Origin of the sequence: Bacillus sp. FSL L8-0528, from assembly GCF_038593085.1 — a bacterium.
Classification (GTDB): Bacteria; Bacillota; Bacilli; order Bacillales; family Bacillaceae; genus Bacillus; species Bacillus paralicheniformis.
Genome location: NZ_CP151961.1, coordinates 1267000 through 1293888, shown reverse-complemented (window position 1 = coordinate 1293888; position 26889 = coordinate 1267000). Strand labels below are relative to the sequence as shown.

Annotated in this window: 29 protein-coding genes, 1 pseudogene and 1 riboswitch; of the genes and pseudogenes, 9 read left to right on the top strand and 21 right to left on the bottom strand. The window is 46.9% G+C overall.

Annotated elements, in window-relative coordinates:
- Positions 1-5: 5 nt before the first annotated feature.
- The 5 genes from thiS to MHI30_RS06460 all read right to left on the bottom strand — a co-directional run bounded on the left by thiS (position 6) and on the right by MHI30_RS06460 (position 4682).
- Positions 6-209 (bottom strand): sulfur carrier protein ThiS, encoded by a 204-nt coding sequence (thiS, locus tag MHI30_RS06480; RefSeq protein ID WP_020450956.1) that lies wholly within the window; start codon positions 207-209, stop codon positions 6-8.
- A complete protein-coding gene (thiO, locus tag MHI30_RS06475) occupies positions 206-1315 on the bottom strand; it encodes a glycine oxidase ThiO (RefSeq protein ID WP_075753390.1) in 1110 nt (369 codons plus the stop codon). The genes thiS and thiO overlap by 4 nt, the downstream gene beginning before the upstream one ends.
- On the bottom strand, positions 1299-1910 hold the full coding sequence (tenI, locus tag MHI30_RS06470; RefSeq protein WP_075753392.1) for a thiazole tautomerase TenI: 612 nt from the start codon (positions 1908-1910) through the stop codon (positions 1299-1301). Before tenI ends, thiO begins: the two co-directional genes overlap by 17 nt.
- Positions 1885-2586 carry a thiaminase II gene (gene tenA / locus MHI30_RS06465; protein ID WP_075753394.1) on the bottom strand — a complete coding sequence of 234 codons (702 nt, stop codon included), beginning with the start codon at positions 2584-2586 and terminating at the stop codon, positions 1885-1887. The genes tenI and tenA overlap by 26 nt, the downstream gene beginning before the upstream one ends.
- An 83-nt stretch (positions 2587-2669) precedes the next feature.
- Positions 2670-2778: riboswitch (TPP riboswitch) on the bottom strand.
- Positions 2779-2837: 59 nt separating this feature from the next.
- Positions 2838-4682, bottom strand: a complete 1845-nt coding sequence (locus tag MHI30_RS06460) for a monovalent cation:proton antiporter family protein (RefSeq protein ID WP_075753396.1) — start codon at positions 4680-4682, stop codon at positions 2838-2840.
- A 265-nt stretch (positions 4683-4947) separates the two neighbouring features.
- Between MHI30_RS06460 and prpE the strand changes: the two genes are divergently transcribed.
- Positions 4948-5688, top strand: a complete 741-nt coding sequence (gene prpE / locus MHI30_RS06455) for a bis(5'-nucleosyl)-tetraphosphatase PrpE (protein WP_075753398.1) — start codon at positions 4948-4950, stop codon at positions 5686-5688.
- Between the two features lie 15 nt (positions 5689-5703).
- On the opposite strand, the gene MHI30_RS06450 is transcribed toward prpE, so the two are convergent.
- The 4 genes from MHI30_RS06450 to MHI30_RS06435 are packed head-to-tail and all read right to left on the bottom strand — an operon-like array spanning position 5704 to position 8456.
- Positions 5704-6594 (bottom strand): RluA family pseudouridine synthase, encoded by an 891-nt coding sequence (locus MHI30_RS06450; protein ID WP_003180665.1) that lies wholly within the window; start codon positions 6592-6594, stop codon positions 5704-5706.
- An 11-nt stretch (positions 6595-6605) separates the two neighbouring features.
- Entirely contained in the window at positions 6606-7406 is an 801-nt protein-coding gene (locus MHI30_RS06445; protein ID WP_025805638.1) for an NAD kinase, read from the bottom strand.
- 17 nt (positions 7407-7423) lie between these two features.
- A complete protein-coding gene (locus MHI30_RS06440) occupies positions 7424-8059 on the bottom strand; it encodes a GTP pyrophosphokinase family protein (RefSeq protein ID WP_009328818.1) in 636 nt (211 codons plus the stop codon).
- 31 nt (positions 8060-8090) lie between these two features.
- Entirely contained in the window at positions 8091-8456 is a 366-nt protein-coding gene (locus tag MHI30_RS06435; protein WP_009328819.1) for a hypothetical protein, read from the bottom strand.
- 130 nt (positions 8457-8586) lie between these two features.
- On the opposite strand from MHI30_RS06435, the gene MHI30_RS06430 reads away from it, so the two are divergent.
- The 5 genes from MHI30_RS06430 to MHI30_RS06410 all read left to right on the top strand — a co-directional run bounded on the left by MHI30_RS06430 (position 8587) and on the right by MHI30_RS06410 (position 11983).
- The gene (locus MHI30_RS06430) at positions 8587-9159 is read left to right on the top strand and encodes a CYTH domain-containing protein (protein WP_009328820.1); all 573 of its coding nucleotides are present in this window, start codon (positions 8587-8589) and stop codon (positions 9157-9159) included.
- Between the two features lie 12 nt (positions 9160-9171).
- Positions 9172-9825: a lytic transglycosylase domain-containing protein gene (locus MHI30_RS06425; RefSeq protein ID WP_009328821.1), complete on the top strand. Its 654-nt coding sequence runs from the start codon at positions 9172-9174 to the stop codon at positions 9823-9825.
- 281 nt (positions 9826-10106) lie between these two features.
- Positions 10107-10505 (top strand): thiol management oxidoreductase, encoded by a 399-nt coding sequence (locus tag MHI30_RS06420; protein ID WP_003180652.1) that lies wholly within the window; start codon positions 10107-10109, stop codon positions 10503-10505.
- A complete protein-coding gene (gene spxH / locus MHI30_RS06415; RefSeq protein WP_009328822.1) occupies positions 10502-11404 on the top strand; it encodes a protease adaptor protein SpxH in 903 nt (300 codons plus the stop codon). The genes MHI30_RS06420 and spxH overlap by 4 nt, the downstream gene beginning before the upstream one ends.
- 411 nt (positions 11405-11815) lie before the next feature.
- Positions 11816-11983 carry a hypothetical protein gene (locus MHI30_RS06410; RefSeq protein WP_009328823.1) on the top strand — a complete coding sequence of 56 codons (168 nt, stop codon included), beginning with the start codon at positions 11816-11818 and terminating at the stop codon, positions 11981-11983.
- Positions 11984-12039: 56 nt separating this feature from the next.
- On the opposite strand, the gene pepF is transcribed toward MHI30_RS06410, so the two are convergent.
- Positions 12040-13869, bottom strand: coding sequence for an oligoendopeptidase F (gene pepF, locus MHI30_RS06405; RefSeq protein ID WP_305954531.1), 1830 nt, complete (start codon positions 13867-13869; stop codon positions 12040-12042).
- 212 nt (positions 13870-14081) lie between these two features.
- Positions 14082-15230: a competence protein CoiA family protein gene (locus tag MHI30_RS06400; RefSeq protein ID WP_075753402.1), complete on the bottom strand. Its 1149-nt coding sequence runs from the start codon at positions 15228-15230 to the stop codon at positions 14082-14084.
- Positions 15231-15400: 170 nt separating this feature from the next.
- Here MHI30_RS06400 and MHI30_RS06395 point away from each other — a divergent pair, with 170 nt between their 5' ends.
- Positions 15401-16945, top strand: coding sequence for a sensor histidine kinase (locus tag MHI30_RS06395; protein ID WP_154495634.1), 1545 nt, complete (start codon positions 15401-15403; stop codon positions 16943-16945).
- A gap of 22 nt (positions 16946-16967) precedes the next feature.
- The gene (locus MHI30_RS06390; protein WP_075753406.1) at positions 16968-17687 is read left to right on the top strand and encodes a response regulator; all 720 of its coding nucleotides are present in this window, start codon (positions 16968-16970) and stop codon (positions 17685-17687) included.
- 19 nt (positions 17688-17706) lie between these two features.
- Here the strand turns inward: MHI30_RS06390 and MHI30_RS06385 are convergent, their stop codons facing one another.
- The 5 genes and pseudogenes from MHI30_RS06385 to MHI30_RS06365 form a co-directional block, all read right to left on the bottom strand.
- Positions 17707-19212: a tripartite tricarboxylate transporter permease gene (locus tag MHI30_RS06385; protein WP_075753408.1), complete on the bottom strand. Its 1506-nt coding sequence runs from the start codon at positions 19210-19212 to the stop codon at positions 17707-17709.
- A gap of 22 nt (positions 19213-19234) precedes the next feature.
- The gene (locus MHI30_RS06380) at positions 19235-19690 is read right to left on the bottom strand and encodes a tripartite tricarboxylate transporter TctB family protein (RefSeq protein ID WP_075753410.1); all 456 of its coding nucleotides are present in this window, start codon (positions 19688-19690) and stop codon (positions 19235-19237) included.
- Positions 19691-19790: 100 nt separating this feature from the next.
- The gene (locus MHI30_RS06375) at positions 19791-20807 is read right to left on the bottom strand and encodes a tripartite tricarboxylate transporter substrate binding protein (protein ID WP_075753480.1); all 1017 of its coding nucleotides are present in this window, start codon (positions 20805-20807) and stop codon (positions 19791-19793) included.
- A gap of 157 nt (positions 20808-20964) precedes the next feature.
- Positions 20965-21603 carry an adaptor protein MecA gene (mecA, locus tag MHI30_RS06370; protein ID WP_075753412.1) on the bottom strand — a complete coding sequence of 213 codons (639 nt, stop codon included), beginning with the start codon at positions 21601-21603 and terminating at the stop codon, positions 20965-20967.
- Positions 21585-21710: pseudogene (locus tag MHI30_RS06365) on the bottom strand (hypothetical protein). The gene mecA and the pseudogene MHI30_RS06365 overlap by 19 nt, the downstream one beginning before the upstream one ends.
- A 179-nt stretch (positions 21711-21889) precedes the next feature.
- On the opposite strand from MHI30_RS06365, the gene MHI30_RS06360 reads away from it, so the two are divergent.
- Positions 21890-22552: a TerC family protein gene (locus tag MHI30_RS06360; protein WP_075753414.1), complete on the top strand. Its 663-nt coding sequence runs from the start codon at positions 21890-21892 to the stop codon at positions 22550-22552.
- A gap of 30 nt (positions 22553-22582) precedes the next feature.
- On the opposite strand, the gene spxA is transcribed toward MHI30_RS06360, so the two are convergent.
- From spxA to MHI30_RS06335, 5 genes are all read right to left on the bottom strand, one after another.
- Positions 22583-22978 (bottom strand): transcriptional regulator SpxA, encoded by a 396-nt coding sequence (gene spxA, locus MHI30_RS06355; protein WP_003180621.1) that lies wholly within the window; start codon positions 22976-22978, stop codon positions 22583-22585.
- Positions 22979-23155: 177 nt separating this feature from the next.
- Entirely contained in the window at positions 23156-23734 is a 579-nt protein-coding gene (locus MHI30_RS06350; protein WP_075753416.1) for a GNAT family N-acetyltransferase, read from the bottom strand.
- A gap of 230 nt (positions 23735-23964) precedes the next feature.
- Positions 23965-24888 (bottom strand): ATP-binding cassette domain-containing protein, encoded by a 924-nt coding sequence (locus tag MHI30_RS06345; RefSeq protein ID WP_075753418.1) that lies wholly within the window; start codon positions 24886-24888, stop codon positions 23965-23967.
- A 1-nt stretch (position 24889) separates the two neighbouring features.
- A complete protein-coding gene (locus tag MHI30_RS06340; protein WP_162009196.1) occupies positions 24890-25966 on the bottom strand; it encodes an ABC transporter ATP-binding protein in 1077 nt (358 codons plus the stop codon).
- 4 nt (positions 25967-25970) lie between these two features.
- Entirely contained in the window at positions 25971-26888 is a 918-nt protein-coding gene (locus tag MHI30_RS06335) for an ABC transporter permease (protein WP_075753422.1), read from the bottom strand.
- Between the last annotated feature and the right edge of the window lies 1 nt (position 26889).

The window sequence follows — 26889 nt, the reverse complement described above, 5'->3', positions numbered from 1 at the left end:
ACGGTTTATCCCCCTCCGACAAAATGAACGATTTCGATGACATCGTGTTCTTCCAGTTTGACTGTTTGATATTGGTCTTTTCCGATAATCTGCCTGTTTCTTTCAACAACGACAACACGATTTTCCAAACTGTAGGATGCGAGCAAATCGTAAATCGTGCCGCCGTCATCTCTCCACTCTATTTTCCGGCCGTTGAGCTGAATGTTCACCTGTGCACAGCCTCCTTTCGCTCCGCTTTAAACGCCTCGGCCCACTCTGTTTTGACCGGATTGCCGAGGATCATGTCAGCTATCATCTCACCGGTTGCAGGTGCCAGGAGGATGCCGTTTCTGAAATGTCCGGCAGCAAACAACATCCGGTCATTTTCAGGGTGTCTGCCGATATATGGATTGCCATCCCCTGTTTCCGGGCGCAATCCGGCCCAGCATTGGTCGATTTTCATGGATTCAATCTCAGGAAGCATCGACTTGGCCTTTCGGATCAACTCCTCGATTCCGCCAAGTTCCGGCTGTTCATTCCAATCCCCGGGCTTCATTGTCGCGCCGACGACAAGCTTTCCGCTATGGCGCGGAACGATGTAGCAATGATCATGGTAAAGCGTCCTCGTCAAAGGGATGCCGTCATTCCACACAGACAGGCACTCCCCTTTGACGGGATAAAAGCTTTTGTCTATGCCAATCTGTTTAAAGAAAGCACCGCTCCACACACCGCTTGCAATGACAACGTGCTCCGCCTCCGCGGTGCCTGAAGCAGCAGTGACGCGGACGGCCCCCGCTTCAGATTCGATCGATAAAACGGGCGTATACTCGAAGACATCGGCACCGAGCATACGGGCCCCCCTGGCAAATGCCCTGCACACTGCAGCCGGTTCGACATGGATGTCGTCCCGAATGAAATTGGCGCCGAGAATCCCTTTTCCGGCATGCGGTTCCAGCTCATATACTTCAGCGGCTTCAAGCCATTCCACAGAATCCAGTGCAGCCATTTGCATCAGGTGTTCGCGGTCGCTTTCTGAAAATGCCAGCTTTAATATCCCTCCGTCATGCTTTCTAATATCAATGCCGCTGATGTCTCTCAATTCGCCCGTCAGCCGCTGATAGGCTTTTTGGCTGGCTCTGGCAAATTCGAAAAAGGTACCGGGTTTATCGCATTCAGCATGGGCGCCGAGCATGCCCGCCGCCGCGCTCGTCGCTTTTTTGCCGACTTCTCCGCTTTCAAACACGGCCGTTTTTTTCCCCGCTTTCACAAGATGGTAAGCGATGGATGTCCCGATGATGCCTCCGCCGATCACGATCGTATCATAGCGCTTTCTCATATGAATCTCCCTTCGCGAGACAGGCAAGCCGCGCGGCCGCCTCATCCGGTCTGTCATGGGAAAAGATCCCCGACATCACGGCGATGCCGTCTGCCATTTTGACTTCCGCCAGTCGTTGTTCGGTAATACCTCCGATCGCAATGACCGGAATGCTTACAGCCCTCTTCACTTCAGCCAGGCTGAGAGCCCCTCTTCCTTTGCGGCCCTTTTTACAGTCCGTTTCAAAAATGTGGCCGAACAGCACGTAATCTGCACCTTCAGTTTCAGCCTGAACCGCTTCTTCTGGCGAATGTACGGACTTTCCGATTTTCAAATGCGGAAAACGGCTCCTCACACTTTTGACGGAAAAGCCGTGTGAAGGCAGCTGCACCCGGTGAATGTGATGAAACAAAGCGATATCCACTCTGTCGTTGATGATAAGTTTCCGCTTATCAACCCCTTCTTCGGCCAGGCGGTCGATTAAACTTGATATTTCGCTTACTTTTTTTGACCTTTCCCTAATGTGGATAAAGTCAACGGCATTTTGAATCGAGATGATTTTTGCAGCTAGCTCTTCCACAGAGTGCTTGTCATCGGTGATCGCGTGCAGATGCAAGCTGATCCACCCCGCTTTTTGCCCAGCTTTCTTTTTGGTAGGCCATATCCCAGAAGCTGTATTCGTAGAAGCTGGAGATGACGAAGTTCTCCTTCATCTTCGCGCGCGTTTTCTCATCGGCGTTTTCAGCCAGCTCATCGAAGCGGTTGATCTGTTCCATCACATGTTCTCTAAACCAGTCGCCTCCGTATGTCGCGATCCATTCTTGATAAATCGCGCTGTCAGGCCTGCACGTTTTTAACGTTTCACCGACGTCATAATAAAGCCAATAGCAAGGAAGCAAAGCGGCCAGTATTTCCGCAAAGCTGCCGCTGACGACAGAACGGTACATATGCGATGTGTACGCATACGCTGTCGGCGACGGTTGAAACGACTCCAGTTCTTCCTTTGTGATTCCCAATAGATCGGTGAATTTCCTATGGAGCGACATCTCGGCTTCATATGTGCCTTTCGCGTGTTCAGCCATCCGGCTTGTCGTATATAAATCGTGAGCATATGCCGCACCAAAGGATTGGACTTTGGCAAAGTGGGTCAAATAGTAGGAATCCTGCATGACATAGTATTTAAATCGATCAACCGGAAGTGTGCCGTCTCCAATCCCTTGAATAAACGGATGGACAAAACTGCCTTCCCACCATTTTGCAGCGCTGTTTCGGCATTCTTCTGAAAACTTCATTTCGAGGCTCCTCCTTCGATTCTGAACATAAAAAAACCACTTTCCCGCAAGGAAAGTGGTTTGGAATTTGCATATATACATACTCAAATACCGTGCCACTTCCCTACGCAGGTTTGAACCTGTTCAGGTTATGAGGGTCTAAAAGTCACACTTTTATCTCAGCCCTTATCAAGGACTCCCCTAGTGGAAAACATTTCTTGTTCATTCAGTTTATACTTTTATCTTATCACGAATTGCAAAATGGTCAAGCATCAGTCTCCAAGCGTTTTTCTCAATTCCGCAATATATTCGCGCGAACCGGTGGCGATCAGCCTGTCACCCAATTGCAGCCTTGTATCCCCGTGGGGCACGATGCTGTCAACCCCGCGGAAAATCCGGACGAAGATGACATCTCCCGTAAACGGAAACTCCCTTAACAGGACACCGTCAAATCGCTCATTGCTCATATTGATCTGATACAGCGACGCATCCTGGTTCGTCAGGAGTTTCATAACGCCAGGCGCCTCGATAAGCGCGCGCAGCAGCGTTTTTGTTGAAAGCAGAATGGAGAATGTATCAATTCCGTTATCTTTCAGTCTGGATTCGGCGTCTGGAGAATCTGCGCTGGCGATAATTCTCGCGACTTTCTGCTCCTTCGCAAAAAGCGCGATCCCTGTATTGCGCTCTTCACTGCCTGTGGCGACGACGAGTATATCCGTTTGGAAAACACCGAATGATTGAAGCGTCTCGTATTCATAATCAGGCAAAACTTCAACATCAAACACCGGGTCCGCCAGCTTTTCTTCCTTTTTTTCCTGCCGGACATGCAGGATTCTGACGTGATAATCTTCCGGAGAAAGTTCGAGCGTGACCGGCAGCGTCATTTGATTTGCGCCGATAAAGGTGATCATCTTTTTCTCTTTTTCGTTTTCCGTTTTCGGCATTAATTTTTTAAAGCCGGTCGGTGTGATGATGCATGTAATGACAGCCACCAGAATCAGCGCGCCGGACATCTGCGCGTCAATGACGCCGATGCGCTCGCCGATCGTTGTCGCCGCGATCACCAAAGAAAGCGTGGAAGTCAGGAGAAAACCGGAAGCCAGCACGGTTTTCATGTCATACCACTTTTTCAAAAACAGCACCGGAATGACTTTGCTGATTAATAGAGCCACAAACAGAAGCGGGATCATCACTAAAATTTTCGGATTGCCAAACAGCGACCAAATGTCCAATTTGACGCCTGTCATCACAAAGAAGATCGGGATGAGGAATCCGTAGCCGAATGAATCGAGCTGCTGAACGAGCTCCTTGTTCGGTGAAAGCAGCGATACAAGCACCCCGGCTAAAAACGCGCCGAGTATGTTTTCTGCACCGAGCGACTCGGACAGCGCCACAAGTACGATGATCAGCGTAAATATCGCCCTTGTACCGATCTGGATCGTGCCTTTTGACAGCACTTCGACAAAAGGCCGCTTTTTAAATACCCTTCCGAACAGGTATAAAACGACGCCGGCGGCAAATAAGATCATCAGCAGCCACATATTGCTGTTTTCGTCGCCGTAGATTGAGGCGAACACTGCAAGCAGAATCATCGTGACAAGATCGGCAATAACGGCGACAAGCAAAATAATCTGGCCGATATTCGTCTTCATGAGACGCTCTTCCTTCAGCGTCGGAACGACAACCCCGAGCGAAATTGTCGAAATGATCAGCGTCATTAAAAAGGCGTTGTCAATAAATCCTGCCATGACAAAGCTGTAAGAAAGGCCGAGCGATAAAATAAAGACGGCAATAAAGATGACCGAAGCCGTTTTAAATGTATTCGGCGCTGCCTTTCCGCTCGGAAGCAGCTGCTTTTTCTTTCCTTTTTCAAATGCGGAAAAATCGATTTCAAGCCCGCTTAAAAACATTAAAAAGATAAATCCGAGCATCGATAAAGTTTCGAGCCATGTATCATGCTGGGCGACCAGATCGAACCCGCTTTTTCCGATAATAAGACCCATGATAATTTCAGCGACAACCACCGGTATGCTTAACCTGAAACGGTGCAGCAGGATGGGCGTTAAAAATGCGATAATCAGTACGACAACTAAAGATGAGACAGATGTGTGCTCCATAAACTGGTACCTCCTCTAAAACCGGTTTCCGGGTATGATTAGCGTTCCCTTTTTGAAAAATAAAAGGAACATCTTTTTAGACATTTTCACGTGGGAAAAGAACCGTCTGAACTCTTTTCTCACAGGTGTAAAAATCGATTTTAACAATGCTCGCTCAGAAAAAAAAGTAATATGCCTGATTTTCTCCGGCGTAGGTCGCTGAAGCTTTATTTATATATGGGATTGGGCAATGTATATACATACGCAGACAGGAGGCAGAAAACGCATGAAATACGATGTAATCGGTGATATTCACGGGTGCTATGACGAAATGATTGCGCTGATTGAAAAGCTCGGTTACTCGCTGTCATCGGGGTTTCCCGTTCATCCGGAAAACAGAACACTTGTCTTTCTCGGGGATTTAACAGACAGAGGGCCAAAATCGCTGGAGGTCGTTGAATTTGTAGGACGGGCCGTTGAAGATGGAGCTGTGCGATATGTGCCCGGCAATCATTGCAACAAGCTGTACCGTTTTTTCAAGGGAAATCCGGTGAAGCTGCAGCACGGACTGGAAACGACGGCGGCCGAATACAGAAACCTTCCGAAACAAAAACAGAAGGATATCAGAGACCTTTTCATGCGCCTTTACGAAAAGGCTCCGCTTTACGAGATCCTGCATAACGGCGAACTTGTCGTTGCACATGCCGGCATCAAAGCGGAAGACATCGGCAAAAAGCCTGTCGGAAAAGTAAAACAGTTTGTGCTCTACGGAGATATTACAGGGGAAACGCTGCCAGACGGACGGCCAGTGAGACGGGACTGGGCCGCTCATTACAGAGGCGAGCCGTGGGTTGTATACGGCCATACTCCCGTCAAAAACCCGAGGATGATTCATCATACAATTAATATCGATACCGGTTGTGTATTCGGCAACAGGCTGACCGCTTTCAGATTCCCGGAACTGACAACCGAATCTGTTCCCTCCTCTTTGCCTTATGATGAGTCTAGATTCCGCATGGAGCCATAAAAATAGAGAGCCTATTCAGCTCTCTATCAACTGTCTCATATCATTCGGCACCGGCGCTTGGAACGTCAGCTCTTCCATTGTGAACGGATGAAAAAATGTCAGCCTCTCACTGTGGAGCGCCTGCCGATTGATGAAGCCGCGGGTTCCCCCGTACAGCGTATCACCGCACAAGGGATATCCGATATGACTCATATGGACGCGGATCTGATGGGTTCGCCCGGTTTCCAGACGGATAGAGACATCCGTCATGCCGCTGAAACGCCTGTTCACCCAAAAATGCGTCACTGCTTTTTGCCCGTCCGGGATTACCGCCCGCTCGATGATGCTCGATGATTTTCTCCCGATCGGCGCATCGATCGTTCCCTGCTCTTCCGCGATCAAACCGTGGACGACCGCTCGATATTGCCGTTTGACGGCTCCCTTTTTTTGCAGCCCCGATAAAAGCGAGTGGGCGAAGCGGTGCTTGGCAACAAGCATGACACCCGATGTATCGCGGTCAAGCCTGCTCACCAGGTGAACGGTCGCGTGTACGCCCGTCCGCTGGTAATAATGAATCAGACCGTTCGCCAGACTGCCTGATGGATGCTCACGCGAGGGAATCGACGAAATGCATGGCTGTTTATTTAAGACGAGGACATGGTCATCTTCGAACAAAATATGAAGCGGCACTTCTTCCGGTTGCAAAGATTCGCTCATTTTTTCCGGAGGAAACTGAATGACGAGCTCGTCCCCTTTTTGAAGAACGTATCTGACCGTTACATGCCCGCCGTTTACCAAAAGATCGCCGCCTCCGAATTTGATGTCCGTCAGCATCCTTTTTGAAATGCCCAGCCGCTGGACGTATTCTTTCAAAAGAACCCCGCTGTCCTCTTCTGTTATGATCTGTTTCATCAAAAAATCGCTCACAGCAAACCTTCCTATTCTCCTTTTCCGATAAAGGAATCCTGGACCCTTTTCCAAAACGGAAACGGCCGAAAGCGGGCAAACCTGATATTTTCGTTTGCGACGCGGCATTGAATCGACTTGACGTCTTTATGCAGCAATGTCAAGTGGTCAATCGCGACTTGAAACGTCACATCATTTATCGGTTTAATTAAACAAGTGTGATGCTCAGGCAGAATGAGCGGCGATCCGACCGTCCGAAACACCCGGTTGTTGATCGACGCCATTTCAGCCAGCTGGATCGCCCTGATGGACGGATGAATAATCGCACCGCCAAGCGCCTTGTTATATGCCGTACTTCCGGAAGGAGTCGACAGACAAAGGCCGTCGCCGCGGAACGTTTCAAAAAGTTCCCCTTTAATCTCGACATCCGTCACAAGCGTTCCTTCAATGCTCTTGATCGTACATTCGTTCAGCGCCAAATATCTCGCTTCATCGCTGCCGTCATTATAGCGGACGATGACTTCCAAAACCGGATATTCAACAATTTGATACGGCGTTTTCGCAATCGCGATCACGAGCTTTTCAATCTCACTCGGGACCCAGTCGGCATAAAAGCCGAGATGCCCGGTATGAACCCCGACAAAAGCCGTTTTGTCGAGGCGGCCGCTGTATTTGTGAAATGCGTATAAGAGCGTTCCGTCACCGCCGACGGAAATGACGATATCCGGCTCTTCTTCATCGCATTCGAGACCGAAGTCGAGCAGATACGTCTGAATTTTGCTTTTCAATGAATCAGAAACCGCATTTCCTTTGGACGATACCGCAAACTTCATCATTCCATCTCACTCCCCTAACCGTCATCCTCATCCTTTTTCTTGCGTGAAAACGCCGCCTGAGCCTCCTGAATCTCGCCCCTGATCTCAGACATTTCCATATCGAGCCTTGATGCTGCTTCCGAAGCTCTCTGAAGCCTTAATTTTACTTTTTCCGGAATGTTGCCGCTGTATTTATAATTTAAAGAATGCTCAATCGTCGCCCAAAAATTCATCGCCAGCGTCCGGATTTGAATTTCAACCAAAATCTGTTTTTCCCCGTTGATTGTCTGCAAAGGATACAGCACGACGAGATGGTAGGAGCGGTAGCCGCTCTCTTTATGTTCCGCGATATAGTCGCGCTTATCCACCACCGTGAAGTCCTTTCTCGCCAAAAGCATATCGACGACAATGCGAATATCCTCAAAAAATTGGCACATGATTCTGAGCCCGGCTATATCTTGCATGCTTTCAATGTTGTGCAGAGGAATGTTTTTTCGCTTGGCCTTCTCAAGAATACTCGGCACAGGCTTCACCCGCCCCGTCACGAATTCAATCGGCGAATGCTCTTCCTCGTATTCGTAAAGGGTCCGGATCCCTTTCAGCTTCACCTTCAGCTCTTCAACAGCCTGCCGGTACGGCGCTAAAAACTGCTCCCATTGTTTTTCATCCATAAACCTTCCCCCAATTTCATCGCCTTTTTTTCTAGAGGAATATCCGTTTCACTCTCTCTTCCATTTCTTCGCCATAATTTGCATTATCTTTAATATTCTCTATTAAATATCCGAGCTCATCATGGAACCCGTTAAGCTCCAGCTCCGTGTTTCCGATATGTAAAAACACAGGAAGACCGGCGTCAAGGGCCGCTTTAAGATCGGACCAGATGCCTTCGTTTAAAATGACGTATTCAAAGGATTCGTCCTGTTCAAGTATGTATACAAATGCAAAATGATCGGAGTCTGTCAGCATGCGTCCGGCCGGCTTCCGCTCCGCTCCGTCATTGATTTCGCTGGTCAACACCAGCCGGTCGTTTCGCAGATTGGCTTCTGTAATCTCAATTCTGTTCTGCATAATGCTCTCCTTTACAATAAAAGTACAGATTCATTTTATCATATCAGCTTCAATATTGATAAACGTTCCTTCTCAAGAGATAATAAGGAAAATGCAATTTTACGAGCTGAGAGGATGAAAAAATTAAAGAATGAGCCAGGAACTTGAAATCGAATTTAAAAATATGCTGACAAAAAAAGAATTTGAGAAAATCAAATCATATTATCAATTTTCCTCCGAGCAATTTGTTATACAAAAAAACCATTATTACGATACGCCTTCCTTCTCTTTAAAAGAAAAAGGAGCTGCCCTAAGAATTCGCGAAAAGCAGCAGCGATTTGTCCTGACATTAAAAGAACCGGCGCCTGTCGGACTGATGGAAACCCACCAGGAGCTGACCCGGAAGCCTGAAATCGAAACGTTCATGATTCCGCATGGGCCGGTATACGATCGTCTGAAGCGTCTCGGCATTGAAGCGGACGAGCTCATCCTTTTCGGAACGCTTGCGACAAGCCGTGCAGAAAAAAAATTGCCGCAGGGCTTAATTGTTTTGGATCACAGCCGATACTTAATGGTAGAAGACTTTGAAATCGAATTCGAAGTGACGGATTATGAACGCGGAAAACGGGATTTCTCTGAACTGCTGAAATCGTTCGGCATCCCTGAGCGTGAAACCAAAAACAAAATCGTCCGATTTTATGAGCAAAAACTTAAAGATCAATAAGGTGGGAAAACAATGAACATCAACCATTTGGCCGCTCTCTTGGAACTTCAGGCGATACGGTCGTTTTATCCGGCTTCAGACAGCGGTTCCGAAGATGCGGGTTTTGATTTCAGCTCGATTTTAAACCAATATTTAAGCAATGTCGGCGGCTTGGAGTCTTCACAGCCCGCGGTTGCTCCGACTGTGTCGACAGCGTCTCAGCTTCAGGCCCCGCTGGCAGCTGAAAAGCCTGAGGCAATTGCGGCCGTCCCATCTGCCGCAGCGAAACCCGTCTCTTTCGGCGGCCAAAATCAGAACATTGACCAGATCATCAAAAACGCCGCAGAAAAATACGGGGTCGATGAGAAACTGATTCATGCCGTCGTCAAGCAGGAATCACGCTATCAAGAGAAAGCGGTCAGCCCGGCCGGCGCCATGGGCCTGATGCAGCTCATGCCGTCCACGGCGAAGGCGCTCGGCGTGAATAACGCTTTTGACCCCGTTCAAAATATAGAAGGCGGAACAAAATACTTAAAGCAGATGCTCGATAAATACAGCGGAAATGTGAAGCTCGCATTAGCGGCATACAATGCCGGACCGGGAAATGTCCAAAAGTACGGAGGCATTCCCCCTTTTAAAGAAACGCAAAATTATGTAAAAAAAATCACCTCAAATTACTACGCTTAAGCCGGAAAGGACGCTTTCCGGCTTTTTTTCCTGCATTTACCTCCTCTTTCATCCTCCCGGTATTAAAAATACACATTTAAGAAGCGAATATGATATGATATTTGAAACAAAACAGCGATTTTCGCCCGCAGGCAGAAGTCGGTTTGTTTGTAGAAATGGAACGAGGTTGCTAAAATAAGTATATACAATCGTGAAATAATAAATGATGCACAAGATAAATATTTTTTTGCAATAGGAATCGGTATATTTTCCTATTAGCCATATTAAAAGGAGTAGTCAACATGGGACAATCGTTTAACGCACCTTATGAAGCGATTGGAGAAGAGCTTCTATCGCAACTTGTTGATACTTTTTATGAACGTGTAAAGCGGCATCCGCTGCTCTACCCGATTTTTCCGGACGACTTAACGGAAACGGCAAGAAAGCAGAAGCAATTTTTAACGCAATATTTAGGCGGTCCGCCGCTTTATACAGAAGAACACGGACACCCGATGCTGAGGGCGCGGCACCTGCCGTTTCCGATCACACCGGAACGGGCGGACGCATGGCTTTCGTGTATGAAAGAGGCAATGGATCATGTCGGTTTAAAGGGCGAAATCAGGGAATTTCTTTTTGAAAGGCTGACATTGACAGCCAGACATATGGTAAATCAGCCGAAAATGGAGGATGGTTCACATTGACACTCAATCAGCGTGACCAATTTTTCTCCCATTGCCACGGACATCCGCAAAAACCGATGGAAATTTATATGTTTGTCGACCCTTTATCTCCCGAATGCTGGGCATTGGAGCCGGCGATCAAAAAGTTGAAAATCCGCTACGGCCGCTTTTTCACACTAAGGATCATCGCCGCATGCAGCATTACAGCGCTGAACGTTCAGAAACGCAAAAAGCGCCGGCTCGCAGAGGCATGGGAAAAGATCGCATGCAGGTCGGGCATGTCTTGCGACGGAACGCTCCTGCACGACAAAGCACTCTCTGCACCTTACCTTGCCTCGCTCGCTTTGAAAGCAGCGGAACTGCAAGGCAGAAAAGCAGGGCTGCAGTTTTTGAGATGCATGCAGGAAAGCTTGTTTCTCAATCAGCAGGATATCACTGAAGAACAGGTGCTTTTAGCGATTGCAGAGCACACGCAGCTCGATTTGGAGGAATTCAAAAGGGATCTTCATTCGCAGAGCGCCGTGAAAGCCCTGCAATGCGATTTAAAAATCGCTGCCGAAATGGAAGTGGCATCTGTTCCGACTCTTACGTTTTTCAACAGCCTCCGCGAAGGAGAAGGCTTAAAGGTAACCGGAAATTATTCATATGAAATTTACGAAGAAGTATTGTTTGAAATGCTTGGCGATGAGCCGAAGCCTTCACAAACACCTCCGCTCGAACTTTTTATCGAATACTTTCAATTTGTAGCCGACAAAGAGATTGCCGTCGTTTACGACTGGACGCTTGAACAGGTGGAACGGGAAATGAAAAAGCTCGCGTTCGCCCGCAAAGTCGAAAGAGTGGAAGCGAAACACGGCATGTTCTGGCGCTATATAAATGAACATCACGATGCCGGTCCGCTCTATCAATGCGAAAAATAGCACGGGTTTCTCCCGTGTTTTTTATCGCACAAAAAACGAACACACGTTCCTCTTTAAAGCAGTAAGAAACCGCGCCGGGATAAGCGCGGTTTCTATTATGTCTTAACGACAACAAAGGGGATGGGAGAAATTTTTCACGGTCAAACAAAGGGGTAAATGTTTGTTTGTGATCAATTTCACATCTTTATAATATCAAATCATGTCGAGTTTTGACAACTGATTTCATTAGTTTTCACATTTTTGTCACAAAAACATAAATAATAGATGTCCATCATATGATCAAAGTAACAAAGAAAACGAGCCCGACGCACGCTGCCAAACCCCGAATTATGCGGACTGGCGCCCGGTTTTGCCGGTCTTATTGCGCTTCGTCGCCCCCTTAATATTTTATCAGTCCTTAGGAGGGTTTTTATGCTTCAGATCATTTTGGGACTTGCATCAATTTTATTTTTTTTCGTCTTGAATATTTTAGGTTTGATGAATATGCTACCCCTTTATATTACGTCTCCCCTATTATTTATATCAATCCTTTTTACGATCAGCCGCCTCAACCACCGCAAAACGTTTAAAGGTTTTTGACATCATCGCGAACAAGGCTGCCGGTAGACCGGCAGCCTCTTTCATGCATACGCCTTTTATGAATGATTGACTTTTTGCAGGAGTTCTTCCATTTCATTCAGCTGCTCTTCAAACTTTTTGCACGCAGCTTCGATCGGCTCTGAAGACGTCATATCGACGCCGGCTTTTTTCAGCACTTCAATCGGATAATCCGAGCTTCCAGCTTTCAAGAACTCAATATAGCGGTCAACAGCCGATTTGCCTTCTTTTAAAATCTGCTGGCTGAGCGCCTGAGCTGCACTGAAGCCTGTCGCATACTGATATACATAATAATTGTAATAGAAATGCGGAATTCTTGACCACTCAAGACCGATTTCCTTATCAATCTCAATATTGTCTCCGAAATATTTCTTATTCAAATCATAGTATATGCTCGTTAACAGCTCAGGTGTCAGCGGTTCCCCTTCCTGGGCTTTGACATGGATCTCATGTTCAAATTCGGCAAACATCGTCTGTCTGAAAACCGTTCCTTTAAAGCCTTCGAGCATATGATTCAAAATATAGAGCCGCTGTTTTTCATCTTCGATTGTATTCAGCAGGTATTCTCCCAACAGCGCTTCATTCGTCGTAGAAGCAACTTCGGCTACGAAAATGCTGTAGTTACCGTACGGGTAAGGCTGATATTTTCTCGTATAGTAGCTGTGCACGGAATGGCCGAATTCATGGACGAGCGTAAACAGATTGTTGACGTTGTCCTGCCAGTTCATCAAAATATACGGATTGGTTCCGTAAGTTCCTGAAGAATAGGCGCCGCTTCGTTTTCCTTTGTTTTCATACACATCGACCCAGCGGTTGTTCAATCCTTCTTTCAGGATGGATGAATATTCTTCCCCCAAAGGCGCCAGACCCTTCAGCATATAGTCCTTTGCCTGCTCGTAAGTGACTTTCATTCCAGAATCCTTGACCAGAGGGGTATACAGGTCATACATGTGCACTTCATCAAGCTCAAGCACTTTTTTTCTAATCTCAACATAGCGGTGAAGAAGCGGGAGATGCTTGTTGATCGTGCTGACAAGATTGTCGTAGACTTCTTCAGGAATGCTGTTGCGCGACAAGGCAGCTTCCCGCGCCGATTTATAATGTTTAACCTTCGCATAAAAGTTGTCTTTTTTCACAGCTCCGCTGAGCGTGGAAGCGAGCGTGTTTTTAAAGCGGCCGTATGTTTCGTAAACCGCCTTGAATGCCGCGCGGCGGACATCACGGTTCTCGCTTTCCAAAAAGGTGACATAATTGCCGTGTGTGAGCTGCACCTTTTCTCCATTTTCATCGGTGATCTCCGGAAATTCCATATCGGCGTTATTCAGCATGCCGAACGTATTGGAAGAAGCTGAAAGAACATCAGACGCTTCGGCCAAAATCCCTTCCTCCTCCTCGCTCAGGACGTGAGGACGCTCTTTATTGATTTCTTCGAGAGCATGCGAGTAAAGCTTTAACTCCTCTTTTTCCAGCAGGAACTGCTGAAGCTTTTCTTCCTGAATCGATAGTATTTCCGGCACCATGTAGGCCGTCGCGCTCGCAGCCTGGGTATAGAGGTTGGCCGCTTTATCATTGAGACCTTGGTAAAAAGAATTTCCAGTATCCTGATCATAGCGCATGTGAGCGTACGTATACAGCTTCCCGAGACGCTCCATCACCTTATCCTGATAAGTCAGCGCTTCATATAATTCATCGGCGGAATGGCCGAGCCTGCCCTTGAATTCGGAAAGCTTGGGCAGCAGTTCTTTAACGGCTTGAAATTCCTCGTTCCAAGCGTCATCTGACGGGAAGATATCCTCAAGTCTCCACGTGTCTTCTTGCTTCACCTCTTCTCTTGAAGGCAGTTTCTTCGATTTTTTTTCTTCAGCCACTGTCAATCCCCTCGCTTTCTTTACTCCAAGTCCATTGTTGTCCAATAAACTTGTATTGTGTTTATCTTCTGTTTTTTCACCGTCTTTTGTCAAATCATATGCGAAAAAAAAGACGCAAAATCCCGCCGTTAAAAAATAAAATACATATCTTTTGATCTGAAACAGCCCGGACACCACCTTCCTTTCTTTAGGTTGAACGAAAGGCTTGATAATCATTCGGAAAAATAATGTTCATCTCTTTTTAAGAGCGCCTCCAGCCGCGGCTCCGGAACAACAGAACCCGCGGAATAATAAAATTCCTCTTTCCTCTCCAAAAATCCTTTTTTATGCAAAAAACAAATGTATTCGCAAACGGCATCAGCAGCCGTTTGCTGCCCGCTCCATCTCAGCTTCAGCCTTTTGCCCTTGACGAGCCAGTCCATATAATGAACCACAGACTGCAGGCGAAACGTATCATGCTTCGTTATAAATAAGAAAAGGTACCCTTGCCACACATAAACCGGATGGGCAAAAATATAGCCTGACGACACCGGGAGAAAGACTTCTGAGGGGAAAAACGGGAGCGGGAGCCGGTACTTTTCATAAAAGAGCGCGGCAATCTGCTTCGCTTCTTTTGATAAAAAACGCACGGCTGACATCCGAAAACTGAGGACATTTCTTTTCCAATCTTTAAGCTGGAGAGGCGAACAGTTTTCCCGCGCGGTTACATCATGCCAGCTTGCTTCAGCAAGTGGGAGAAAACGCAAGGATGCGGATGTTTTGTTTGTTTGAAAGGGAATCAAGTGTTCGAGGATGATGAAAGCCTTTTGTTCGGGGCAAAAAAACAGGAGCTTAGGAGGCTTTTCCCTTTTCTGAGCGAACTGCCAGTGAAACCTTGAAAGCTGAAAAAAACTCCCCGTCAAGCGTCTTACCCGGTTACCGCCCAGAATCCACAACGGCTCGATTCCCAGTTTGAGAAAGCCTTCCGTTCTTTTTCGGTACGCTGCAGCATCGAGATTCGCACATTGAAATTCAACCGCAACCTGGCGGGTTCCGAGTTTCAGAAGCAAATCGGGCCTTTGTCTGATCTCTTGCAAATACGGTTCAAGCACCGGACTGAGTCCTTGTCTGCCGAGCCATTCGTACAACAGCCGTTTTCCTTTCAGGTGATAGGAGCTCTCCGGTTCATGGGGCACCGGACATGCTGCACCCGGCTTATGAGCGAAGTGCGGGAGCTTGACGGGACCGACTTTCAGGTCGAGTTCACACCGGCAAACCGGACAGTAAAATAAATGTCGATTTCTCAATCGCTTGAGATCTTCGGTTTTGTATCCGTCGGCAAGACAGATGATCTCTTCTTGATCGATCATTGCACTGAACATTTTGTCTCTCTCCTTCCTGTTTGATCAAGTATTCAACATGCGCAGAAGCTTTCCTTTTTTTGAAAACGCTTCAAATTCAGGCCGATTTTATATAAAGTAGTATTATAGAACTCGAAATTTTTAGAAAAGGAGTTTTTGACATCAAACGGAAGCTGACCACCAAGCTCACATTGCTGATTCTCACCCTGCTATTGATCTTGCTTTCTGTTATGAGCGGCCTCTATTTAATCATTTTAGAAAATTCGTTAAAAATACAAATTCAAGCCAGAGCGCTCGATATGGCGAAAACGCTCGCCCAGATGCCTTCCGTCCAGGAAGCCTTTGAAACGGACGATCCGTCCCGAATCCTTCAGACAATTGCAGAAAACGCGAGAAAGCAGTCCGGTGCGCAATACATCGTGATCGGCTCGGCGGATGCGATCCGCTATGCTCATCCGGACCCAGGAAAAATCGGCAAACCGATGGTCGGCGGAGACAATCAGCGCGCTCTTGAAAAAGGAGAAGCATACATTTCGGAAGCCGTCGGCACGCTTGGCCCGGCCATCAGGGGCAAAGCCCCGATCCTTAATGAAAACGGCAAAATCGTCGGAATCATCTCAGTCGGTTTTTTAAAAGAAAATATTCAGGATATCGTCTCTCAATATCAGACAAAATTCATATTTTTATTGGGATTTGTCGTGCTGATGGGGGTTTTGGGAGCCGTCTATATTTCCCGCAATGTCAAAAAGTCCATTTTCGGTCTTGAACCTTATGAAATTAATCAATTATATACTGAAAAACAGGCAATTACAGAATCTGTGCATGAGGCCTTGATCGCCATCAACAAACATGAAGAAATCACGCTCTTGAATAGAAAAGCGTGTGAGCTCCTTCGCGTCGAAAGCGAAGATCAGTGGCTCGGCAAACCGATTTCCGAGCTTCTTCCGGATACGCTGCTCCCCGAAGTGCTGAAAACGAAAACGGCGCAAAAAGATCAGGAATTAACGATCGGTAACGAAGAATTAATCGTCAACAGAGTGCCGATTTTCGAAAACGAAAAAATCCGCGGGGCCGTCGCAAGCTTCAGGAGAAAGACGGACATTGACGAACTCTCCAAAAAGCTGGCGCAAACTTCGCAATATGCGGAAGGTCTGAGAGCCCAGACCCACGAATATTCAAACAAGCTGAACACAATCGCGGGACTGATCCAGCTGGAAAGCTATTCTGAAGCGCTCGAATTAATCCAAAAAGAGAACAAAAGCCATCAGGAAATGCTGCGATTTCTCATCCATTCGATTCCTGATCCGCTTCTTTCCGGGTTGCTGCTGGGAAAGGTCAACCGTGCAAAAGAGCTGCACATCAACCTGGAAATCGATGAAAGCTCAAAATTGGACGCTTTGCCGAACGAAATGGATAAAGGCAAATTCATTACGATTTTGGGAAATTTGATTGAGAATGCCTTTGATGCCGTTTCCCACAAAAAAGACCGCAGCATCCTTGTCTTTTTGTCAGACGGGGGAGATCACATCTTAATTGAAGTCGAAGACTCGGGAGACGGTATTCCCGAAGGGGAACAGGAGCGGATCTTTCAAAAGTTTTATTCGACAAAAGCGGCGAATCACCGCGGTCTCGGCCTCTTTTTAGTCAAAGAAGCCGTCAATGCGTTAAATGGACAAATCAAAGCGGATAAAAGCGACCTTGGCGGAGCATTGTTTACTGTCGTGATACCAAAATAGAGAAACGCTGGGGGACTGACCTATGAAAGCATTACAAGTGTTTATCGTGGAGGATGACATCAGGAACGCTGACATTCATCAAAAACTGATCAGCAAAATTGAAGGATTTTCTGTCATTGGAATCGCAGAAAATTTCCAAGATGCAAGGGATTTGCTTCCGGACGTGAAGCCCGACCTTGTCCTGCTCGACATTTTTCTGCCGGACGGCTCAGGGATGGAGCTTCTCTGGCTGACCAGACAAAAGCTCAGGCATACAGACGTCATGATGATTACGGCGGCAAAAGAAGTTGAATATGTCGAGCAGGCGATTCGCGCTGGAGCCGTCGATTATTTGATCAAGCCGATTATGTTTTCCAGGCTGAAAGAAACGCTGTTAAACTATCGGTCCTACCGGCTCAAGGTAAATGAAATGTCTTCAATCGATCAGACAGACGTTGACAGCTTGATGGCAAAAAGGCGAAGCATCATGAAAGAAAAACAAACCGCTGAAGCCGATTATCCGAAAGGAATCGACGGCCTGACGCTGAAAAAAGTAGCCGGCGTTTTAAACAAAAGCGAAAACAGCGCTGGCATCACCGCCGAAAATCTCGGGCGCACCATCGGTGTCAGCCGGACGACCGCAAGGCGCTATTTAGAATTTTTAGCTGCGGAAAAGCATGTAAAAACAGAACTTTTCTATGGAACCGTCGGACGTCCCGAACGGCGCTACAAGCCTGTGAAAAATGAAAGTCCGGAAACGTAGCGTTCCGGACATCAAAAGCTCAGCCTTCCAAATCGATCGACTTTTTATTTCTGTTCTTCATTGCCCGGGAAATCGGCGGCACGATGAGCGACAAAAGCGCCGTAATCAATAAACCGATTGTGACGGGACTTTCAAAAAACACGGACAGGCTTCCTGATGACAGCGTCATCGCTTGTCTGAATGATTCTTCCATCAAACTTCCGAGAATAAAAGCTAAAATAAACGGAGCCGCCGGAAAAGACAGCACTCTCATAAAATACCCGAGGATGCCGAAGAACACCAGAATATAAAGATGTACGACATTAAATGTCACAGCATAGACGCCGATCAGGCAGAAAACAAATATGAGCGAAATCAAAAGCTGCTTCGGAATCAGAAGAATTTTTGACAAGAAAGGAATTAACGGCAAATTTAAAATTAGCAGAAATAAATTGCCGATATACATGCTTGCGATCACGCCCCAGAACACGTCGGGATGATCCGTCAGCATGAGCGGCCCCGGCTGAACGCCGACGACCAAAAGGGCGCCGAGCAGGACGGCCGTTGTCCCTGATCCGGGAATCCCGAGTGTCAGAAGGGGGACGAATGCGCCGCTCGTTGCCGCATTGTTTGAAGTCTCAGGTGCTGCGACCCCTTTAATATTTCCCTTGCCAAACGTTTCAGGATGTTTTGAGATTCTTTTCTCTGTAATATAAGAAATAAATGATGCAATCGTCGCCCCTGCACCGGGCAGGATGCCGAGCAAAAATCCGATGACCGAATGCCTTGCGATCGGTCCCGAAATCTCTTTCATTTCGCCTTTCGTCACCTTCAGGCTGCCGACCTGAGACGCTCCCTCCGTCATCGGCTTGTTCCGCGTCTTGATTAAGAACGCAACTTCAGCAAGTGCAAACAAACCGAGAGCCACGATCAGAAAATCGATGCCTTCCAGAAGGCTTGCCGCACCGAATGTAAACCGTTCGGTCCCCGTCTGCGGATCAATTCCGATGGTAGCTGTCATAAAACCAAATGTCGCAGAAATCAGCGCCTTGACTGTCGATCCTTCGGAAAGGCTCGAAATTGCTACCAGGCCGAGCATCATCAATGCAAAATATTCTGTCGGTCCAAATGTCACCGCAATGTTTGCCATTGCTGGCGCGACGAGCATCAGCGCAACTACGGTGATCGTTCCGCCTGCGAAAGAGCAGATTGCAGCGATAGCAAGGGCTTTTCCCGCTTTCCCCTGCTTTGCCATCGGATAGCCGTCAAACGATGTCGCGACAGTGCCTGCTACTCCGGGGGCATTTAACAGAATCGATGACGTCGAACCGCCAAAGACCGCTCCGTAATAGACGCCCGCCATCAAAATTAACGCGGAGGCCGGGTCCATTCCATAACTTAACGGGATCATAATGGCAATCGCGGTAATCGGCCCGAGCCCGGGCAGCATCCCGATAACTGTCCCGATCAGCACCCCGATAAAAGCGAACATGATATTCTGCGGAGTCAGCGCCACCTGAAACCCGTATAATATACTATCTAACATGCACTTCCCTCCTTATGTTCGATTAAAAAGGCATAACCCCCTGCGGAAGCATGATGTTGAGCACATAATTGAATGAAAAATAAATTGTGCTGCTGAAAACCAGTGAAATGATCGCAGCCGTTTTCCAATTCCGATATCCCAACACCGCAGGCAAAACGACCAGCAGCAATACCGTAGAAAGCAAAAATCCGATGAATTCCAAAATCGAAATGTAGATCAACAGAGAAGCAACACAGAGCATCATGACCTTGACATCTTTTTTCTTCAGCTGAAACAGCTTTTTCACCGTTGTATCTTTTTGATCTTTTTCAAAAAACAGAAATATACCCAAAATGAGAAGCAATATGCCTAAACTTTTCGGCAGCACGTCCGCATCGATCACCGCGTACGGATAGCTGTCTAAATTAAAGCTGAGCGCCAGGTAAATGGCTGCCACAGCCAAAATGATGACAGAAACGGCCCGGTTTGTGATTCTCATGGTTTACACCAGCCTTTCTCGATTTCAGCTTGCCGGTCGCCGGCTGTGCCGGGCAAAGCTTTTAAGGCTTTCCCGTACCGGCAACCGCGCGGAGACCATTTTATTTGCCACCCAATCCGATATCATCAAGGAGCGCTTCCATTTCTTTATATTGAGCGTCAAGATAGTCTTTGAATTCTTGATGGCCCATAAAGTTATCCGTCCATCCATAGCTGTCCCGAATCGATTTCCAGCTGTCTTTTTCCATCATCTCTTTGATTTTTTCCTCATAGTATTTTACGGCGGACTCGCTCATTCCCGGAGGTCCCATAAATCCTCTCCAGACCGTAAATTCATCATCGATTCCCTGCTCTTTTAAGGTCGGAAAATCTTTGACGGTATCTCCTTTCATGCGCTCGGGAGCGGTGATGGCCAGCACTCTGACTTTTCCGGCGCGCGCCTGTTCGGCCGCTTCACCGACACCTGTCGAGTAGACGTCGGCTTTTTTACCGAGCAGCATGCTCATCCCGGCGCCGTCTTGCGCCGTAATGTATTTCAGCTCTTTCGCATCAACGCCAGCCTTTTGAACAGCGCTGACAAATTGCATATGGTCCATGCTTCCCGGAGAAGATGTCCCTACAATAGAGGCTTTTTTCGGATCTTTTTTCAGCGCATCCACAAGGTCTGTCATCGACTGATAAGGCGAATCTTTATGAACGACAAACGCTCCGTAATCGGCAATCACGCTTGCAATTGGCGTAAAATCGTTGTGGCCGTACTGGGATTGTCCGTTTAAAGGCACGAACAAAATCGGCGGTGATGTAACAAACAATGTATGGTTATCACCTTTTTTGCGGTGGACATACGACCATCCGGACGCTCCACCGCCGCCCGGTTTGTTGACGACAGCCATCTTTTCAATCAATTTTTCTTCACCTAAGATTTTCGAGATCGTTCTGGCCGTTGTATCCCATCCCCCGCCGGCTCCGGCAGGCGCAACGACCTCGATTGCTTTCGAAGGTTTAAAGTCTTTTTCGTTCGCGGCTTTATTTGAAGCTGTGTTTCCGCCGCATCCTCCCAAAATCAGCGCAAACACAAGTAAAATTGTAAAGCCGTAACATCTACCCCTCTTTGTCATGTTGTGCTCCCCCTTCATTGTAATCGCTTTCATCATAGCTTCCTCGACTTTTCGTGCACAGTTTAACTGCATAATATTCTTTTTGTTCATAAAGTTCACAAAAAACCTTCCCCGTAACGGAGAAGGTTAAAGCCGGCTTCAAAAGAAACCGGCTTTTTTATGCGAAGTGCTTTTTTATTGTATGAAGAGCATGATCCGCTGCAATCAGTGTTCCATACTCTTTCAGCATATGAATCGTCGTCTTTGATTCTGAGGCATACTCCAGCAGAATGCTCAGCTGGTTTTCCACCTCTTCATCAGGCAGTTCACTGAAATCCACGAATAAATAATAGCGGTTCTCGTGAGAGTACAATGTCGTTTGGCAGCCGCTGACAGACATTTTTGACAATGAGATTAAATCCTCAAAATCGTCAAACTTTAAAACAAACTGCAGTTTCTGCTCTTCTGCCTGCTCTTCTTTTTGAAAGTCGTCAAGCAAAGCATCAAGGCTTTCTTCTGCTACATGCTGTTTTTTATCTTCAGGAATCGGCAGTTCCAGCTTTTGTCCGTCTTTGGACAGCTGAGCTCTTGTCACAATGATTTCCAATCCCTTATCAAGGGCCTGCACTTGAATCCAAAGGGGGCCTTCAACGGCAAACTCTTCTTCTTCGTGCACTTCGTCCATCATTTCCCAAAAAAGCTCTTCACTGCGTTCTCGATTGTACCAAATTTCTTCTCTGTCAAACCCGCGGTCTTCGATATCCCCGTAGGAAATATAAAACTTAACCGTGTGTTCGTTTATTCTTTCGATTTCCATTTGCCAACCTTCCCTTCTTTGTAAGATGTTGAAGGGATAACTAAGCTCCCAATTAATTGTACTTTACTACACTTTACCCATTACGTCCACTTCTTAACCTTATCCATGATCAATCTTTATTTTCTATTTTATGATAAAAAAGGCGGAAAAGAAATAAAAACGCCTCCAAGGTCAAGCTAACATATTTTCCGGCCTGCTTCATATATTAGTTGTACAAGCAGCAGCTGTAGATGCGGGCGCCTTTTTAGGCAAGTCCCGATGCAAAGGCAAAGCGAGGTGCCAGTTGATGGAACACGATATACTGATGTCGTTCCTTGTGATCATCGGAATCGATCTCATACTTGGCGGCGACAACGCTGTTGTGATTGCAATGGCAAGCCGTCATTTGCCTCCCCGGCAAAGGCAAAAAGCGATCATCATCGGCACATTGATCGCCATCATGATGAGAATCGCGCTAACAATGGCAGCAGTGTACCTGCTCGCGGTTCCTTATCTGCAATTTATCGGAGGAATCTTCCTGTTGTACTTAGGATATCAGCTTTTGATTGAGAAAAAAGATGCCCAGCATGTCAAAGGCGGGACATCTTTATTTAAGGCGATCCGCATCATCGTGATTGCCGATTTGTTCATGTCGCTTGATAATGTGATTGCGGTCGCTGGAGCTTCGCACGGACGCCTGATGCTAGTCGTTGTCGGCCTGATGGTCTCCGTCCCGGTCATTATTTGGGGCAGCAGGCTGATTCAAGCGGCCCTTGCAAAGTTTCCGCTCTTCATATACGCGGGAAGCGGACTGCTCGCTTATACCGGCGGCGAAATGATCGTCAGGGAGCGGGAGTTGTCTTCCTTTATGGCGCAGCACAGCACCCTCGAAATGCTGCTGCCCGTCCTGACGGTGATTTTTGTGATTTTAGCCAGTATTTATTATGAACAGACGAGTGAAAAGCATTAAAAAAAGAAGGCTGAAAAATTCAGCCTTCTTTTAGTTTGCGAGACGCTGCGCTTCACGAAGCTGGAATGTGCGCACTTTGCGCGGCAGGAAGCGGCGGATTTCGTCTTCGTTGTATCCAACCTGCAGGCGCTTTTCGTCAATGATGATCGGACGGCGCAAAAGCCCCGGATGTTCATTGATGAGCTGGTACAGCTCTTGAAGCGGCATTGTTTCAAGGTTGACGTTCAGTTTTTGGAACACTTTGGAACGGGTTGAAATAATTTCGTCTGTTCCATCCTCCGTCATTCGTAAAATCTCTTTTATTTCATCAATTGATAAAGGCTCTGAAAAAATATTTCTTTCCGTATACGGAATATCGTGTTCTTCTAACCATGCGCGCGCCTTTCTGCAAGACGTGCAGCTTGGGGATGTATATAATGTAACCATATTGCTTCACTCCTTAAAAAGTAGAATGAAATTAGCGTATTCTTAAATTGAAATAAATCTAAAAAAGTAATCTTTATTGAGTATTATACTATAAAAAAGTAAGTGTGAACAGTCTGTAACAGAAATTTTTTGACAATCCAGCGACTTTTGCTTTTTTATGCCATCTGTTATTCTCATTTAGCTCAATTCATCGAAAATGTTCTTTTGTTTATGATCGTCAACAATCTTAAGGACGTCATCCACATCTTCATAAGATTCTCCATACCACTTCTCATCTTTGTATGTATGGATTTTTTCGTACGTTTCTTTCATCGCGTCAAACACTTCTTTCTCCGTGTTTGATTTTGGAGACCAATACAAAATCTCCATTTTGTTCACTTTGCCGGTTGCGAGTGACCGGCGGCGGTAACCAATCGACTCAGCGTGTTTAAAGTTTTCTTTTTGATAAAATTTAAGACGCTTCGCCGTATCAGCATCATCTTCATCCACGGGCTCGACTTCGAGGAGGATCGGTTTGTTTTTCTTTTTCAGCTTTTCAATCAGCTTGGAACCCAGTCCCTGTCCTCGCGCGTCTTTAGAAACGAATAAATAGTCGATGAAAATAAAAGAGTCGAATTCGGCGTACATCAACACATGATGACGGCCTTCTTCTTTATGGTAAATATCGTTTTGTTCCTTTAACAATGCTTCCATGTGCTCTTTTGATTTCATTTCTTCTATTGGGAAATACTCGCTAAGCTTCTCATACCAGTTCATTGATTTGCTCCTTATGGATGTTCTAATTTCACACTTTAGATATACCCGCTTTCTTTTTAGTTTAAACAAAATCTTTTTTAGAAAGGAGCTTCAGTGAAGCTGAGCATGTTACCTACATATACTAAGACGGTTGTCTACCGCGAAGGTTTCAAATTTTTTCTCAAAAAATTGCCGGCGGTTGTTCGGCATTAAAAAAAGACAGCCTTGTGACGGCTGTCTTCCTGCTTTTTTTATTTGGATTGATAGACTTTAAATTCTTCCTCTGTGCACATGACGAAATGGCCGGGCTTTACTTCGCGGAGCTCCATCTGTTCGTCGCCTTTCAGCTGATGGACGCTTGGATCATACGTCTTCCGCACGCGCGTGCGCTCATAATCCGGATCAGGCAGCGGAATGGCGGAAAGCAATGATTGTGTATACGGATGAAGCGGATTTTCATACAGTTCATCTGCCGGCGCCAATTCAACAAGCTTCCCGAAATACATGACGCCGATCCTGTCGCTGATATATTTGACCATCGACAGATCGTGAGCGATGAAAAGGTATGTAAGCCCTCTTTCCTTTTGCAAATCCTTCATTAAATTGACGACTTGCGCTTGAATGGACACGTCCAGAGCGGAGATCGGTTCATCGGCAATGATGAATTCCGGCTCGACCGCAAGCGCCCTTGCGATTCCGATCCGCTGGCGCTGTCCGCCGGAAAATTCGTGCGGATAGCGGTTCGCGTGCTCTTTATTTAAGCCGACGAGTTTGAGGAGTTCATGAACGCGCTCAAGCCGCTCTTTTTTCGTTTTGGCCAAACCGTGGATGTCAATTCCTTCTGCGATGATGTCGGCAACCGTCATCCGCGGGTTCAAGGAAGCATACGGGTCCTGAAAAATCATCTGCATCTTCCGGTTGAATTCGAGAAGGTCCTTGGCAGATTTTTTGTCGTGGACATTCTTTCCCTTAAACAAGACTTCTCCGGAAGTCGCTTGATACAAACGAATAATCGAACGGCCGGTCGTCGACTTTCCGCAGCCGGATTCACCGACAAGACCGAGCGTTTCTCCTTTGTAAATGTCAAAAGAGATTCCGTCAACAGCTTTCACAATCCCTTTCGGTGTTGAAAAGTGCTGTTTTAAATTCTTGATTTCGAGCAGTTTTTCTGCCACATCATTCACCTTCTTTCACTTGAACCGGTTTTTCATACTGATTTTTAAACTCCTTCATCTTGCTTTTGACAGCCGCCGGCGGCTCGACTTTTGGAGCGTCCGGGTGCAAAAGCCATGACTTCACGTAATGTGTATCAGATATTTTAAACATCGGCGGTTCTTGTTCAAAATCGATTTTCATTGCGTACGGGCTTCTTAATGCAAAGGCATCGCCCTTCGGCGGATTGGTCAAATCAGGCGGAGATCCCGGTATCGCCATTAATTCTTCATCACCGTCGTTGTCAAGGCTCGGCATTGATGCCAACAGCCCCCATGTATACGGATGCTTCGGATTGTAGAAAATCTCGTCGACCGTACCGATCTCCACAATTTGTCCCGCGTACATGACGGCGACTCTGTCTGCGACATTCGCGACAACACCGAGATCGTGCGTAATAAAAATGATGGATGTCTCGATCTTTTTCTGCAGTTCTTTCATCAGCTCTAAAATCTGCGCCTGAATCGTCACATCAAGAGCCGTCGTCGGTTCGTCCGCGATTAAAAGCTTTGGATTGGCCGCAAGCGCCATCGCGATGACGACGCGCTGCCGCATCCCGCCGCTGAATTCGTGCGGATACTGGTTGACGCGGCGTTCAGGCATCGGAATTCCAACCAGGCTGAGAAGCTCTACTGCCCGCTTATTGGCCTCTTCTTTTGAGATCTTTTCATGCTTAAACAGCACTTCTGTGATTTGACGGCCGACTTTCATCGTCGGGTTCAAAGAAGTCATCGGATCCTGAAAGATCATGCCGATCTCTTTTCCCCTGATTGACTGCATTTCTTTTTCCGTTTTCGGAACCAGGTCTTGTCCGTCAAATAAAATTTGTCCGTTTTTGAAATAGCCCGGCGGCATCGGAATCAGTTTCATAATCGCCTGCGAAGTGACGCTTTTACCTGATCCTGATTCTCCGACGATCGCAAGCGTCTCTCCTTTGTCAACATGAAAGTTGACGCCGCGGATCGCCTGTACTTCTCCGGCGTATGTTTTAAAAGAAATGGCTAAATCTTTCACTTCAAGTAAGTGTTTCATCTTTCTCACTCCTTTATTTACGCAGCTTCGGATCTAAAGCGTCGCGCAGTCCGTCGCCGATAACGTTGAATGCAAACATGGTCAGACAGATAAAAGTAGCCGGGAAGAACAGGCGCCACGGATAATACTCCAATCCCTGCACACCGTCTGTAGCCATCGTTCCCCAGCTTGCAAGCGGCTGCGGAACCCCGAGGCCGAGGTAGCTTAAAAACGCTTCATAGAAAATAGCCGTAGGCACGGTTAATGTCATGGTGACCAAGATCGGGCTCATGATGTTGGGCAGCAAGTGCTTTCTGATGATGCGCGAGTTTTTCGCTCCCAAAGTTCTTGAGGCGAGCACAAACTCCTGATTTTTAAGCTGGAGTACTTGTCCACGGACGATTCTCGCCATGTTGATCCATCCCGTAATAACCATCGCCACGATCATCGTGATCAAGCCTTTTCCCATCACTACGAGCAGCAGGATCGTCATTAATAAGGAAGGAATCGCCCATAAAATATCTGCAATTCTCATCATAATTTCATCTGTACGTCCGCCTCTGATGCCGGAAACCGCACCCCATATCACACCGATCAAAACGTCGATCAGCGCGGCAGCCAGTCCGATTGTCAGCGAGATTCGTGCGCCGACCCATGTACGGACGAATACGTCCCTTCCAAGGTCATCTGTTCCAAACCAGTGCTCACCGCTCGGCGGCTGGTTCGCATTCGTTAAATCAGTTTCTTCATATTGAAAGCTTGAGAATACCGGCGCAAAGATAGCCATCAGAGCGATCAGGATCAGAACCACCAGTCCAAACAGCGCCAGCTTATTTTCTTTAAATCTCAAGAATACGTCTGTCCAAAAAGAAAGGTTTTTCTTTGAGATCTTTTCGGCTTCGCTATGGTCAACAGCTGCAGGTTCAAACATGTCTTTTGGTATTTGCTGCATC

Bases quoted from the DNA above. Each gene is read 5' to 3' on its own strand.
- thiO (WP_075753390.1), bottom strand. From the start codon at position 1,315: ATGAGAAAGCGCTATGATACGATCGTGATCGGCGGAGGCATCATCGGG.
- tenA (WP_075753394.1), bottom strand. From the start codon at position 2,586: ATGAAGTTTTCAGAAGAATGCCGAAACAGCGCTGCAAAATGGTGGGAA.
- MHI30_RS06460 (WP_075753396.1), bottom strand. From the start codon at position 4,682: ATGGAGCACACATCTGTCTCATCTTTAGTTGTCGTACTGATTATCGCA.
- prpE (WP_075753398.1), top strand. From the start codon at position 4,948: ATGAAATACGATGTAATCGGTGATATTCACGGGTGCTATGACGAAATG.
- MHI30_RS06445 (WP_025805638.1), bottom strand. From the start codon at position 7,406: ATGAAGTTTGCGGTATCGTCCAAAGGAAATGCGGTTTCTGATTCATTG.
- MHI30_RS06440 (WP_009328818.1), bottom strand. From the start codon at position 8,059: ATGGATGAAAAACAATGGGAGCAGTTTTTAGCGCCGTACCGGCAGGCT.
- MHI30_RS06435 (WP_009328819.1), bottom strand. From the start codon at position 8,456: ATGCAGAACAGAATTGAGATTACAGAAGCCAATCTGCGAAACGACCGG.
- MHI30_RS06430 (WP_009328820.1), top strand. From the start codon at position 8,587: ATGAGCCAGGAACTTGAAATCGAATTTAAAAATATGCTGACAAAAAAA.
- MHI30_RS06425 (WP_009328821.1), top strand. From the start codon at position 9,172: ATGAACATCAACCATTTGGCCGCTCTCTTGGAACTTCAGGCGATACGG.
- MHI30_RS06420 (WP_003180652.1), top strand. From the start codon at position 10,107: ATGGGACAATCGTTTAACGCACCTTATGAAGCGATTGGAGAAGAGCTT.
- MHI30_RS06410 (WP_009328823.1), top strand. From the start codon at position 11,816: ATGCTTCAGATCATTTTGGGACTTGCATCAATTTTATTTTTTTTCGTC.
- MHI30_RS06400 (WP_075753402.1), bottom strand. From the start codon at position 15,230: ATGTTCAGTGCAATGATCGATCAAGAAGAGATCATCTGTCTTGCCGAC.
- MHI30_RS06390 (WP_075753406.1), top strand. From the start codon at position 16,968: ATGAAAGCATTACAAGTGTTTATCGTGGAGGATGACATCAGGAACGCT.
- MHI30_RS06385 (WP_075753408.1), bottom strand. From the start codon at position 19,212: ATGTTAGATAGTATATTATACGGGTTTCAGGTGGCGCTGACTCCGCAG.
- MHI30_RS06380 (WP_075753410.1), bottom strand. From the start codon at position 19,690: ATGAGAATCACAAACCGGGCCGTTTCTGTCATCATTTTGGCTGTGGCA.
- MHI30_RS06375 (WP_075753480.1), bottom strand. From the start codon at position 20,807: ATGACAAAGAGGGGTAGATGTTACGGCTTTACAATTTTACTTGTGTTT.
- mecA (WP_075753412.1), bottom strand. From the start codon at position 21,603: ATGGAAATCGAAAGAATAAACGAACACACGGTTAAGTTTTATATTTCC.
- MHI30_RS06360 (WP_075753414.1), top strand. From the start codon at position 21,890: ATGGAACACGATATACTGATGTCGTTCCTTGTGATCATCGGAATCGAT.
- spxA (WP_003180621.1), bottom strand. From the start codon at position 22,978: ATGGTTACATTATATACATCCCCAAGCTGCACGTCTTGCAGAAAGGCG.
- MHI30_RS06350 (WP_075753416.1), bottom strand. From the start codon at position 23,734: ATGAACTGGTATGAGAAGCTTAGCGAGTATTTCCCAATAGAAGAAATG.
- MHI30_RS06335 (WP_075753422.1), bottom strand. From the start codon at position 26,888: ATGCAGCAAATACCAAAAGACATGTTTGAACCTGCAGCTGTTGACCAT.